A 13344-nucleotide genomic window follows, 5' to 3' on the forward strand; every position below is an offset into this window, starting at 1 on the left:
TTGAAGCGAATAACAGGCGCGGGTGTTATAGCATCCCATTCGCGTTTATCATTCGCTTCAATAGCTTTTGGCTTTCTGCTCTTCCTACAAATCAGCCTTATTTAATAGCTTCGGTATTTTTATGGATATGGATTGTGTTTGTCCGTTTCGTTTAACCGTAGCTGTTATGGTTCCTTTACTACGGTTTTCCCGGTATGCTTTAGATAAATCCGAGGCGGATTTAACAGGTGTGCCAGCCAGTTCCGTTACAATATCATCTTTTTGGAAACCGGCTTTTTCCGCAGGGGAGGCTGTAGCAATATCAATTACCTGGGCACCTTCATCATTCTCAGTATCCTGTACCTGCAGTCCAAGTTTTACACCTTCTTCCGGCCGGTTGTACCAGCCATTTCCGAAGCCCTGGCCACCACGTGGCGGAGCAGGGAAGGTAAACATGCGGGGGCCGTTCTTGGGCTGACCGAAAGGTGACCGGTCATTCCAGCTATTGATACCGGAATCCTTTCTTTCGTCCAGCGTAACGATTACTTTATTTGTTTTTGAATTACGTATATACGATACCGTTATTTTATCCGCCGGCTGATGTTTACCGATAATTTCAAATAGTTCTGCCGGTTCATTCACTTTTTCCTGGTCAATAGCGGTAATTATATCACCCACTTTGATGCCTGCTTTATCTGCAGCTGTGCCTTTGGCTACTGTTTTTACAGTAACACCGGTAGCCCCTTTCTTTTCCGTGATAACACCCAGCATAGCCTTGTTGGTGGGGGCAGCCATCGCGTCATCATCGTCACCATTAAACAAATCAAAGTTGTCGGGCAGATTATCGCTGTCGAAGCTGAAGGAGTTACCATCACGCGGGATAATTTTCCTGCGGAAAACAGAAAGGTTGGGATCGTTGTATTCATCCAGTTTTTTGCCATCCAGCAAGATGTCGCCATTTTTAATTTCCACGGTCACCTTACTGTCTTTGTCATTTTTGTGCTTGATCACAATTTCATCAAACTCTCCCATTTGATCTTTGGGCGTCTTAGCTGTTTGCGCAGATACCGCGCCCGTAATAAAGCAGGAAAAGCCTGCCAGTGTGAGGATTTGCAGTAACCTGGTCATATCACTTCATAGTTTTTGTTTACTAAATGTAAGCTAATGAGGCAAAATTAAAGGGTGAGGAAGGAAAGAAAAAGTTAAAAAAAGAGCGCATAAAGCTGAAAGCATAAAGCATAAAGCAAAAAGCTATTAAAGCGAATAACCAGAGCGTATGGGTGAAATATTATTACCCGCTCTGGTTATTCGCTTTAATAGCTTTTTGCTTTATGCTTTCAGCTTTCAGCTTCCGCTTTTATGCCTGCTGTAATACTTTTTTCACTGCAGCAATAGCCTGATCTAATTTATCGGTATCTTGTCCGCCGGCTGTGGCAAAGGTTTTCTGGCCACCGCCGCCACCTTTGATCAAAGGTGCAATATGTTCTTTGATTAATTTGGTAGCTTCCAATCCTTTGGCATTGACTATAGATTCGTCGATCGTCAATGCTACGCTGGCTTTGCCGCCAATATTGGCTACAAATAACAGCACATGATCCGGGATATCGTTTTTCAGTTGGAACGACAACTGTTTCAATCCTTCTGCATTGCTGACAGATACGATTTGTCCGAGGAAGTTAACCCCGTTGATTGGTTCGGCCTGTTGACGCAGGCTGGTAGCCAATGCGCGTACTTTTTCAAGTTCCAGCGCTTCCAGTTGTTTTTCCAGGGCGGCTTTATCCTGCAGTAACGTTTCTACCGTTTTAACGATTTCTTTTGGATTTTTTAATGCGGCCTTGATTTCTTTCAGCTGCGCCAATTGCTCATTCACAAAAGCTTCCGCTTTGGCGCCGGTAACAGCCTCCACACGACGTACGCCGGCAGCTACGGCACTTTCAGAAACGAATTTAAACTGACCCAGTTCGCCGGTAGAACTGATGTGGGTACCACCGCACAATTCAACACTGTAAGCAGGGTCGATAATTACCACGCGTACCACATCACCGTATTTTTCACCGAATAATGCCATGGCACCCAGTTTCAGGGCTTCTTCCTTCGGCAATTCACGGATCACTACGGGGATGTTTTCCCGGATTTTTTCATTTACGATGGCTTCTATCTGTGCCATTTCTTCATCGGTTACTTTCGCAAAATGCGAGAAGTCGAAGCGAAGCGCCTCTGCATTCACCAGTGATCCTTTCTGCGCTACGTGGGTACCTAATACCTGGCGCAGGGCGGCGTGCAACAAGTGAGTAGCGGAGTGGTGACGCTCCGTATTATGACGCTTATCCTTTGCCACGGCTGCTTTTACAACCGCAGTAGGTTGTGTTGGCAACTTATCCGCAAAATGGATAGTAAGATTATTTTCTTTCTTGGTATCGGTAACGTGAATTACTTCGTCTCCAAAATGGAGGGTACCTGTATCGCCTACCTGTCCGCCGCTTTCAGCGTAGAACGGTGTTTGGCCCAGTACCAGCTGGAATTGTTCCTTTCCTTTAGCTTTTACGGTACGGTATTTCAGCAGTTTGGTAGTGCTTTCTAGTTGTTCGTAGCCGATGAAAACAGAATTAGGCGTTTCGTCCAGTACTACCCAATCGCCCATATCCAGCTCTGTAGCGGCGCGGGAACGGTCTTTCTGTTCTTTCATGGCCGCCTCAAATCCTTTTTCATCTACAGTAAATCCATTTTCTGCAGCAATCAGACTGGTAAGGTCATATGGGAATCCGTAGGTATCATATAATTCAAAAGCGGTTTTACCATCAACAGCTTTAACAGCGGCATGTTGGATAAAATCTTCAATCCGGCGGATGCCGCTTTCCAGGGTACGCAGGAAGTTGTTTTCTTCTTCGAAAACTACCTTCCTTACAAAGTCCACCTGTTGTTGGAGTTCAGGGAACACGTGTGAAAACTGGGCAGCGAGTACTGGTACCAGGTCGTGTAACAGCGGCTTTTTCACATCCAGGAAGGAATAGTAGTAACGAACGGCCCTGCGCAGAATACGGCGAATAACGTAACCGGCGCCGGTGTTGGATGGTAATTGTCCATCTGCTATAGTAAAGGAGATCGCGCGGATATGATCAGCTATTACGCGGAAAGCCACATCTTTTTTCTCATCAGTACCTGCATATTTTTTCCCGCTGAGTCCTTCCGTAGTATGGATGGTACCCATAAACAGGTCTGTATCGTAATTGGAGGTTTTACCCTGTAATACTCTCACCAAACGCTCCAGTCCCATACCGGTATCTACGTGTTGCGCCGGCAGCGGCTCCAGGGATTTATCCTTCAGGCGATTGAACTGCATGAATACGTTGTTCCATATTTCAATTACCTGGGGATGGTCTGCATTCACCAATGTTTTACCGTCTACCTGCTTCCTTTCTTCCTCCGGGCGGCAGTCGACATGAATTTCGGAGCAAGGGCCGCAGGGGCCGGTATCTCCCATCTCCCAAAAGTTATCCTTTTTGTTACCCAGCAGGATACGATCTTCTGCAATATGTTCTTTCCAGAAATTATATGCTTCCTCGTCTTTTGGCAGGTTTTCGCTTGCATCTCCCTGAAAAACAGTTACATAGAGTTTGTCTTTCGGAATTTTATACACTTCTGTCAGTAATTCCCAGCTCCAGGCAATGGCTTCTTTCTTAAAATAGTCGCCAAAGCTCCAGTTACCAAGCATTTCAAACATGGTATGGTGGTAAGTATCAATACCTACTTCTTCCAGGTCGTTGTGCTTGCCACTTACCCGCAGGCACTTTTGCGTATCTACCACTCTTTTGTGAGGTGGAACCCGGTTTCCAAGGAAATAATCCTTAAACTGGTTCATACCCGCGTTAGTGAACATCAGGGTGGGGTCGTTTTTAATAACGATGGGGGCAGATGGAACTATCTGGTGCCCTTTTGACGCAAAAAAGTCCAGGAATTGCTGTCTTATTTCAGATGCTGTCATAAATATTGATACGAATTAATATGTATTTTATATCTTATAAAGGCGTTTCAACCAGCTTTGGGCTTATACTTGTGTTTCAAGCCCTTACAAAGTAGTTAGAAAATTGACATTCAAAAGGTTGATGTTTTAATCTAATTACATTAGGTTTGTGCGCCTTATTTTCCCGCCGTGTTAAGGGGAGTGCAAAAATATCGAAACTGGTATGATTATGCAAAACAGGTTGTATAACCCGGCAAAAATAGTTTTATGGGAAAAGAAATGCCAACGAAACCATCCAGAAGTTTGTACCCATGTGAAATAAATCTGCTGTCATAGCGTTCACTGCACTATGGCGCATAAAGTACACCCTGGTGCATGAAGAAGGTTAAATATTTTTACAACACCCAAACATTAAAATACGAAAAGCTCGTAGTATCACTGCGGGTGAAAGTCCTGCGAATACTGGGGTTTGTGTCTGCGGCTATCGTTACTGGTGCCATTTTCCTGTCTGTGGCTTACCGCCTGGTAGACTCTCCCAAGGAAAAATCGCTCCGTCGCGACCTGGAAGGCATGAAGGAAAAATATGACGCCTTACAGGGCCGTATGAAGGAAGTGAAAGGCAAGCTGGCCGAGTTGGAAGACCGCGACAACGAAATTTACCGCGTTATCTTTGAAGCCTCCCCCATTCCGGACAGTACCCGTATGGGTAAAATAAAACGGGATGAGGAAGCCGCCCAGCTGCAATCTTTTGCCAGCAGCGAAATCATTGCTTCCACTGCCGTTTTGTTAAAAGAACTTACTAACCGGGTAAAAGCACAGGAAACCTCTTATGATGAAATTGATAAGATGGTGAAGAATAAACAGCAGATGCTGGCGTCTATTCCCGCTATACAACCCGTATCCAATAAAGATCTTAAGCATATAGCCTCCGGTTTCGGATATCGTATTGACCCCATCTATAAAACCATGAAGTACCACGCGGGCCTCGACTTTGCAGCTCCCAGCGGTACGCCCATCTATTCCACCGGCGATGGTACCGTGGAAGAAGCCAGTTTGAGCGATGTAGGCTACGGTAACCACGTGGTAATCCGCCATGGATACGGCTATAAAACTTTGTATGGCCACATGTTGCGCATGAAAGTGAAAGCCGGCCAGGTAGTGAAACGTGGCGATGTATTGGGATGGGTAGGCAGCACCGGTAAATCAACCGGGCCTCACTGCCACTATGAAGTGATGAAAAACGGAGAAAAGGTTGATCCGGTTTACTTCTTCTTTAATGACCTTACGCCCGAACAATTTGACCGGATGTTGAAAATGGCGAGATCCGGAAATCAGTCGTTCGACTAACCATTCACTATTAATCATTAGTTTTTAGTAAGTTATATGTCCTTACTAATCATATCAAACTAAAAAATCCAGTACTAAAAAGCGGAAATCTAAAGGCTAAAAGCTTAACTTCATCTTCGTAAAAGATATTTGTCACCTCGTTTTTTACTACGATGCACCAGCTAGACCTTTTTTCGACACCTGGAATACCGCATCCTGCTGAAGTTGCGGTAACGAAACCAGCTAAAGTAAAAGTAAAGGCCAGCAGCCCAAAAGCTGCCGTAGCACCCATCACACCTGGGAAAAAACGGGGACGTAAATCATTGAAAGAGTTATCGGAGGACCCGGACCTGATTATGGAGTTGGATAAATTGGTACTAGATAAGCAGTATTATTCAATTAGTGAGGTAGCAGCCATGTTTAAGGTAAACACCTCGCTGATACGCTATTGGGAGAATGAATTTGATATACTGCAACCCAAAAAGAACCGAAAAGGCGACCGGCTTTTCCGGCAGGAAGATATTCAACACCTCAAATTAATTTACCATCTGCTGCGCGAAAGAAAATATACCATTGAAGGAGCCAAGCAAAAATTGAAAGAAGATCATAAACTGGCTGCCCGCAATTTCGAAATGGTACAGGCTTTGCTGAAGGTACGGGGTTTCTTAACGGAACTGAAAGATCAATTATAAAAACATCATTATGCGATTGAAAACATTACTATTGGGCGGCGGCTTATTATTCTCCTCCCTGGCCTGGGCTCAGAGTGGAAAGGTATTGAAGGGCAAGATAGATATGAAAACACTGATGAATGATACCGCTACCACGTGGTTTTACAAAGGTGTAAACAGCTACCAGCCAAATGACAACATGTTGAACTATATTAAAACAAATCGCTCCAACTTCAACATGGTTGTGGTAATGGGTACCTGGGACGAAACCAGCCGTGAAGTAGTACCTGCCCTCTACAAAGTGATGATCACTGGTGGTAGCCCGGAAGAGCAAATTGTGATGTTTGCAGCCGATGAGAAATTACAGACAGACGCTCCGGTGGACTATAAAGTAAAGAAGCTGCCTACTATCATTGTATTTAAAGATGGTAAAGAAGAAGGCCGTATTGTAGGCACTCCTAAAGAGTCTGTAGAAGCTGATCTGTCACGCATCCTGCTGGCAAGCAGCCAAAAAGAAAAGAAAGATAAAGAGTAACCCGGATATAGTTTTTCTCAGGACGGAAAAAGATATTTATAAAAGATGAGCGAAGATCGAAGCCGTAAGTGCTTCTTTCTTCGCTCATCTCTTTATAATAACATCAACTGCTAATGCCGTTGGTCCGTAATCGTTACATTAGTAGTTGTAGTAGGGCATTTAATACCTCTCGCCTCCATCAGCTTGATCACCGTGAGGTTCACACTTTCCCTTAATGCCGCATACTGCGTACCATCAATGATATAAGTATTGAAAACGATTTGAATAACGTAGGTGTCTTTCGTAAAATCGTTCAGGTTCACCGTGAAGCCATCCAGTACATTGTTATTGCTTTTCAGTGACTGTCTTACGTCCTGTAAAAATGCCAGCAGGGCCTCTGCCGGAGTATCTGTGCCCAGTTCCAGCTTCAAAGCTACCCGTTGTTGCGTGCGCAGAGAAAGGTTGTCCAGGATACTATCCACCATTTTTTTGTTAGGTACCGTTACGAAGGTCTTTTCCAGCGTACGTATGCGGGTGCTGCGCAAACCAATTTTTTCTACAGATCCCTGGTAGGCATCTACCTTAACGTTATCGCCTACACGGAATGGTTTATCAAAAAAGATAATGAAGGAGCCGATCAGGTTTTCAATACTTTCTTTGGCAGCGAGTGCAAGGGCGGCAGCACCGATACCAAGACCCGCAATGATTTTATTCACCAGGCCCACCCCAAACAAGATGCGGATAAACGCAATGGCACCCATGATGAATACAATGGCCTTGAAGAAGTCGCGGAAGAAAATGATGAACTGATTATCAGTTTTATCCTCTGTCAGATCCGCTTTCTTTTCCAGTACCAGCGCTATAAAATCAATCAGCCGCAATACAATCCAGATAATACTCATGCTCAACGACAGCTCCAGCAAGGTGTCTGTTACATTTTGCAGGGTCGCTTTACCATATACATGCACATTGAGCAGTCGCGGAAAAGTAAACCGGTCAATGGTAAGCATGAAGGTGATGAGCAACAGGAAGTACTCCAGTGGCCGCAGCAGCAGGTTCACAAAATCTTTTTCGTCAATCTGGGGCGACCAGTGCTTCACCAGCCGGAACAGGATGGCTGCTACTCCTTTGGAAATATACCGCTTTACAATCCACACAAACAATAATACCCCCACCAGGACCATGTAATCCCGCACGGAGTTGTCTAAAAAAACCTGATTCAAAAATTCATTCATAAAATGATGGCTAAATAATTCTGCTACTTTCCTGGTTAATCAATATAACGCCAGGCTGACTACCGATGTTAAAATTACCATAGGTATCGGATATACCCAGGGCCTTTGCGCCATTAAAAGTAGCCCATTGGAGGATTTCTGCCAACGGAATTTCCGGAAAATGGCGTCGGATGGTTTTTATTTCTTCCCAAATAGATAAAGAGTGGTTGGATGCCAGGCTATCGGTACCCAGGGTAATGGGGCATTGCAGGCGCCGTAGCAATGGAATATCGGGCAGGCGGTTTTCTATATAAAGGTTGGCCTGCGGACAAAGGCACCACCAGGTTTCCACGGGTTGTTGCTGTGCAAAGCGTATATCCTGTTCCGTAGTAAAGGTATTGTGTACGAGTAGGATTTTGTTTTGGGAGAAGTAAGGCAGATAGGCCTCCAGGCTGTTAGTTCCGCTGGGTTGGAAGCCGCTGACGTCCATCCCGAATTGTTGATAAAAGGCGAGGAAGTCGCCGGTTTTTTGTTGGAACAATTCATTTTCTGCGGCTGTTTCCTGGTTATGGATAGATACAGGGGTATTGGCGGGGGTATTGGCCAGCAGCTCAAAGAGTGAGGTACTCACGGAGTAAGGCGCGTGCGGAACAATGGAGCATTGGTGCCGGGAACTATTGATTTCGCGGAAAGCGGCCAGTACGTCCATGCTGTATTGGTAGCGGCCATTGGCGCCGGCAGCCGCAACGCCCATACATTCTATAAAGGAGTGGTAATACATTCTGCCCTGCTGCTTTTTAACCAGTGTGGCAGTGCCATTACAGATATCACCTACCGCGGAGATGCCGCTTTCCCACATGGCTTGTTCGGCGGCGTCGATGGCTGCATTGAGATCACCGGCGTAATTATTCCGGGATTGCATCACCTGGGTGAGGAAGGTGGGCAGGCCGGTTTTTTCCGGGATAGCCCCTTTCATATGCGATAATTCCAGGTGACAATGGGTATTTATGAAGCCGGGACATAAAATCCCATCCAGTTCCTGTACGTCTTCTCCTGCTTCGGAATCGGCTACAATGCCTGCTACTACGCCATTTTCCTGCAGGATGAGTACTTTGTCCGGCCCTAATAATTGAGCGCCGTTAAATATATCTTTTCCCTTTAATTTGATCTGTTTCAATTACCTGCTGTTTAATTAAGTTAATGGTGTTAATTTTGCAACCCGATTGGCAGTATCTTTTTCCGGTTGGGAAGGGATACTCAAAAGTCAAATATAATTATGATAGACAAACTGGAAGCTATAAAAGGTCGTTTCGAGCAGGTATCAATGGCGCTCACCAACCCTGAAGTTGTTAGTGATAACAAGAAATTTGGTCAGCTGAGCAAAGAATACCGCCAGCTGGAAAAGATCGTGAAGGCATACGACGCCTACCTGAAACTACTGGACAATATTGCATTCAACAAGGAAGTGCTGGACAGTGGCGATGAAGAAATGCGCGAACTGGCGAAAGCAGAAACAGAAGAGCTGCAGGAACAGAAAACGCAACTGGAAGCAGATATCCGCAACCTCCTGATTCCGAAAGATCCCCAGGACGAAAAGAACGCGATTCTTGAAATCCGCGCCGGTACCGGCGGTGATGAGGCCAGCCTCTTTGCGGGTGACCTGTTCCGGATGTACCTGCGTTTTTGTGAGCTGAGAGGCTGGACCACCAGTTTGCTGAGTGAAAACCCAGGTTCTGCAGGTGGTTACAAGGAAATTGTGATGGAAGTAAGTGGCGACGACGTATACGGTACCCTGAAGTTTGAATCAGGTGTTCACCGCGTACAACGTGTACCCGCTACGGAGGCCTCCGGCCGTGTACATACCTCTGCGGCTACGGTAGCGGTATTGCCGGAAGCAGAAGAAGTAGACGTAGACGTACGCGAAGCAGATATTAAGATGGATACCTTCCGCTCTTCTGGTGCGGGTGGTCAGCACGTAAATAAAACCGAATCGGCGGTAAGGTTAACGCACATTCCTACCGGTGTGGTAGTAGAATGCCAGGAAGGACGTAGCCAGCACTCCAACCGGGAAATCGCCATGAAAATGTTGCGTACCCGTATCTACGAGGCAGCGGTGCGTAAACATGAAGATGCCATTGCCTCCCAACGTAAAAGTTTGGTGTCTACCGGCGACCGTTCTGCTAAAATCCGTACCTATAACTATCCCCAGGGACGGGTTACCGATCACCGCATAGGTATGACGGTATATAATATGGATGCCTTTATGAACGGTGAAATCAAAGATATGATTGATGCCCTTTCCTTCGCTGAAAACGCAGAGAAGTTAAAGCAGGGAAATTAATACGATACCAGTGATGTTATTGCAGAAAGATGCCGGCAAGATGAATGCTGTGTTATCTTTCTGCAATAGCCCACTAATTTCTCAAAATATCCTACATTTAGTTAGCGGTCTCATATTTACGGGGCTGCACTAAGAAATAGAAAACCTTTTCTTCCCCTAAATCATCTTCAAATGTTAGAGCAATTAATGGATCTCGTTCGGGAACATGCACAAGGCGCTGTGGTGAACAACCCTGCCGTTCCTAATGAAAACAATGAAGCCGTAATTGGCGCCGCTACTGAATCTATTGCATCCGGTTTACAGCAGGAACTGGCTAACGGTAATACCGAAGGCGTACTGTCTTTACTGGGTGGCAACAGTACTGCTGATGCCAGCAATCCGGTGGTAGGAAACATTTCCAATAACCTGATAGGTACCTTATTGGAAAAATTCCACCTGGATAAAGGCGCGGCTACACAACTGGCTTCTTCATTAATCCCGGCGGTGTTAGGCTCTCTGGCCAGCAAAACACAGGATCCTTCCAATGGTAGCTTCAGCCTGGATGGCATTCTGAATTCACTGACTGGCGGCTCTGCACAGGGTATCAATTTGCAGGGTATACTGGGACAGTTATCCGGCGGATTAGATAAAAACGGTGATGGACATGTAGACCTGGAAGATTTAAAAAGTTTGTTATCCAACGGCGCCCAACAACAGCAACAGGCTAATACGGGCGGTGGCATAGGCGGATTATTAAAAAATCTGTTAGGTTAATCTTTTTCGCTGCTTGCGTTGTTTATTAGTTAACAGTCATGTTGATTATATATAATCCATTCGTCATGTGTTAAAAACTTGCAAAAATTTCATTGCTTGTTTAGTGATATTAGTCAACAAGTTGCGAATGTTAAATCAAGTTGGCAGCATATTTGATTACAAGTTTTTCAATTAGTTTTGTCAACGGAACTAATGCTTAAAAACCTTCATGTTTAAAATTATTATGATGAAAAATTTCAATGTTCTGGTAGCTTTAGTCTTATCTGTAACCATGTTGTTCAGTTGTAAAACCTGGCAGAGCGCGGACAATACTAAAAAAGGTGCTGTTATTGGTGTAGGTGGTGGCGCTGCCGCTGGTGCTATCATCGGTAAAGCAGCAGGTAATACTGCATTGGGTGCTATCATCGGTGCCGTAGTTGGTGGTGCTGGTGGAGCTTTGATTGGAAAGAAAATGGATAAGCAGGCGCAGGAAATTAAAACAGAAGTGCCTAATGCTACCGTAGAACGTGTAGGGGAAGGTATCAACGTAACCTTTGATGCAGGCGTATTATTTGGTTTTGATAAATCAAATCTGTCTCCGGTTGCACAGGACAACATCAAACAACTGGCTGTTATTCTGAACAAATACCCTGATACATATGTACGTGTGGAAGGCCATACAGACGATAAGGGTACAGATGAATACAATATGGGATTATCTGAAAGAAGAACTAAAACGGTGATGGCGTTCTTGCAGGCGCAGGGTATTGCTGCCAGCCGTATTCAAGGCTTCTGGTATGGTAAATCTCAGCCTAAAGTACCAAACGATTCAGATGCTAACCGTGCTATTAACCGCCGTTGCGAGTTCTCCATCTTTGCAAATGATAAGATGAAGGCAGACGCGAAGAAAGAAGCTGGTCAGCAATAATATTAAGAACACTTATTTCTCATAAGCAAATATACATTCCCCTCCCACTTCAGCGGGAGGGGATTTTTTTATTTTTTATCGGCCAGGAACCTGCGCCGTACTATATGGAATGCCCAAACACCCGCAATAGCTCCGAGCGTATCTGCTACTACATCATACATATCAAAGCTGCGTCCTGTCACCCAATATTTCTGGATATACTCAATAGCCAGGCCGTAAGCTGCTGCTATTATTACCAGTAGAACCAGGATGGTAGCGGAAATGAATTTCTTTGGCCAATAGATGGCGAGGCTCAGCAATAATACGATGCCCCCAAACAGGCCGAAGTGAACAAACTTATCGAAATGAATTTTATCTAAAAATGAGCTGGTAGGAATATCTTTTCCCGGTAGGGTACACAAATAAAGGATCAGTAATATCCAAAGTATGGCAGGAATATAATATCTAAGGTGTTTCATCTTATATCATCTTATACGCGCTCGTTGGCCATTAATGAAAAAGGACAACAGGCCTATCGCAAATTAACGTGGCCTGTTGTCCTTTGCTATGTAAATAAGTTATGCGTGCAATTATTCGCCAACCAGCGCTTTGTATGCTGCTGCGTCTAACAGGCCAGCTACATCAGCAGGATTTTTAACGGTTACTTTCACCATCCAGCCTTCGCCATATGGATCTGAGTTTACCAGCTCAGGAGAACTTTCCAGTTCTGCATTCACTTCATTAACGGTACCGGTAACAGGCATAAACAGATCAGATACTGTTTTTACTGCTTCTACTGTACCAAACACTTCTTCGGCATTAATAACTTTGCCGGCAGTAGGGATATCAACAAAAACGATATCGCCTAATTCACGCTGTGCAAATTCAGTTATACCGATGGTAGCAATGTTACCTTCTAATAAAACCCATTCGTGGTCCTTTGTGTAGCGCAGGTTTGACGGAAAATTCATATCAAGTTTGATTTTGAGTCGTAAAAATACAGAAACTATTATGAATTTGACAATTTGAAGCTATTTTAAAATAGCCACCATTTTTTCAGCACCTTCACTTTTATCCTCACATCCTCAAGGGGTCTGTCGTGGCTATCTGTTTTCAGAGCTGCAATTTTATCGATTACGTCCATGCCTTTAATCACTTGTCCAAACACCGTATAGTTTTGATCCAGGTGAGGAGTACCTCCTTCTGTTTTGTATATCCTGCGCTGATCTACCGGTATTTTGCGGCCCCCCAGCCTTGTTTTCTCCAGTTTATCCAATTGATCATCTGTAAATACTTTGCCTTGCACAATGTAAAACTGGCAACCGGAAGAAGCCTTGTCGGGCCGGTCTTCCCGGGCTGCAGCTAATGCTCCTTTGCGATGAAATAAGTCCAGTTGAAACTCCGGAGGAATGGTATAGCCAACATCTCCGTTACCTAGTGTGTCGCCGGGATGAGCATGTTTTGAATCCGGGTCTCCCCCCTGTATCATAAAATTGTTGATCACGCGGTGAAACAGGGTGCTATCATAAAAATGCTTTTTAGCCAGCTTTATGAAGTTATTGCGGTGTTTCGGGGTTTGGTCATACAGCTTGATGATCATGGTACCATAGGGGGTGATCATTTTCACTTTTCTGTCTTTGGCAGTACCTGCGTAAACAAAGAACAACAAAAGTATGCTCAGGGGTAATAGTTTCTTCAT

At 44.8% G+C, this 13344-nt stretch carries 13 protein-coding genes; 6 read left to right on the top strand and 7 right to left on the bottom strand.

The window, feature by feature from the left end; translation table 11 throughout:
* Positions 1-84: 84 nt before the first annotated feature.
* Together J7623_RS10765 and alaS are read right to left on the bottom strand one after the other, a co-directional pair.
* A complete protein-coding gene (locus J7623_RS10765) occupies positions 85-1107 on the bottom strand; it encodes a PDZ domain-containing protein (RefSeq protein WP_291920042.1) in 1023 nt (340 codons plus the stop codon).
* Positions 1108-1336: 229 nt separating this feature from the next.
* Positions 1337-3961 carry an alanine--tRNA ligase gene (gene alaS / locus J7623_RS10770; RefSeq protein ID WP_291920044.1) on the bottom strand — a complete coding sequence of 875 codons (2625 nt, stop codon included), beginning with the start codon at positions 3959-3961 and terminating at the stop codon, positions 1337-1339.
* Between the two features lie 354 nt (positions 3962-4315).
* Between alaS and J7623_RS10775 the strand changes: the two genes are divergently transcribed.
* From J7623_RS10775 to J7623_RS10785, 3 genes are all read left to right on the top strand, one after another.
* Positions 4316-5287, top strand: a complete 972-nt coding sequence (locus tag J7623_RS10775; RefSeq protein ID WP_291920047.1) for a peptidoglycan DD-metalloendopeptidase family protein — start codon at positions 4316-4318, stop codon at positions 5285-5287.
* Positions 5288-5439: 152 nt separating this feature from the next.
* Entirely contained in the window at positions 5440-5958 is a 519-nt protein-coding gene (locus J7623_RS10780) for a MerR family transcriptional regulator (protein ID WP_291920049.1), read from the top strand.
* Between the two features lie 10 nt (positions 5959-5968).
* The gene (locus J7623_RS10785; RefSeq protein ID WP_291920052.1) at positions 5969-6472 is read left to right on the top strand and encodes a thioredoxin domain-containing protein; all 504 of its coding nucleotides are present in this window, start codon (positions 5969-5971) and stop codon (positions 6470-6472) included.
* A gap of 110 nt (positions 6473-6582) precedes the next feature.
* Here the strand turns inward: J7623_RS10785 and J7623_RS10790 are convergent, their stop codons facing one another.
* Positions 6583-7674, bottom strand: coding sequence for a mechanosensitive ion channel domain-containing protein (locus J7623_RS10790; RefSeq protein ID WP_291920055.1), 1092 nt, complete (start codon positions 7672-7674; stop codon positions 6583-6585).
* 22 nt (positions 7675-7696) lie between these two features.
* Positions 7697-8842, bottom strand: a complete 1146-nt coding sequence (locus J7623_RS10795; RefSeq protein WP_291920058.1) for an amidohydrolase family protein — start codon at positions 8840-8842, stop codon at positions 7697-7699.
* Positions 8843-8941: 99 nt separating this feature from the next.
* On the opposite strand from J7623_RS10795, the gene prfA reads away from it, so the two are divergent.
* The 3 genes from prfA (at position 8942) to J7623_RS10810 (ending at position 11666) form a co-directional block, all read left to right on the top strand.
* Entirely contained in the window at positions 8942-10006 is a 1065-nt protein-coding gene (prfA, locus tag J7623_RS10800; protein WP_291920059.1) for a peptide chain release factor 1, read from the top strand.
* Between the two features lie 171 nt (positions 10007-10177).
* Positions 10178-10759, top strand: a complete 582-nt coding sequence (locus tag J7623_RS10805) for a hypothetical protein (protein WP_291920061.1) — start codon at positions 10178-10180, stop codon at positions 10757-10759.
* Between the two features lie 226 nt (positions 10760-10985).
* Complete coding sequence (locus tag J7623_RS10810; protein ID WP_291920063.1) at positions 10986-11666, top strand: OmpA family protein; 681 nt, start codon at positions 10986-10988, stop codon at positions 11664-11666.
* Between the two features lie 68 nt (positions 11667-11734).
* Here the strand turns inward: J7623_RS10810 and J7623_RS10815 are convergent, their stop codons facing one another.
* From J7623_RS10815 to J7623_RS10825, 3 genes are all read right to left on the bottom strand, one after another.
* Positions 11735-12124, bottom strand: a complete 390-nt coding sequence (locus J7623_RS10815) for a VanZ family protein (protein WP_291920065.1) — start codon at positions 12122-12124, stop codon at positions 11735-11737.
* A 111-nt stretch (positions 12125-12235) separates the two neighbouring features.
* Complete coding sequence (gene gcvH / locus J7623_RS10820) at positions 12236-12616, bottom strand: glycine cleavage system protein GcvH (protein WP_291920067.1); 381 nt, start codon at positions 12614-12616, stop codon at positions 12236-12238.
* Between the two features lie 65 nt (positions 12617-12681).
* Positions 12682-13344, bottom strand: a complete 663-nt coding sequence (locus tag J7623_RS10825) for a peptidylprolyl isomerase (RefSeq protein WP_291920070.1) — start codon at positions 13342-13344, stop codon at positions 12682-12684.

The organism is Chitinophaga sp. (assembly GCF_017745275.1).
Lineage (GTDB): Bacteria > Bacteroidota > Bacteroidia > Chitinophagales > Chitinophagaceae > Chitinophaga.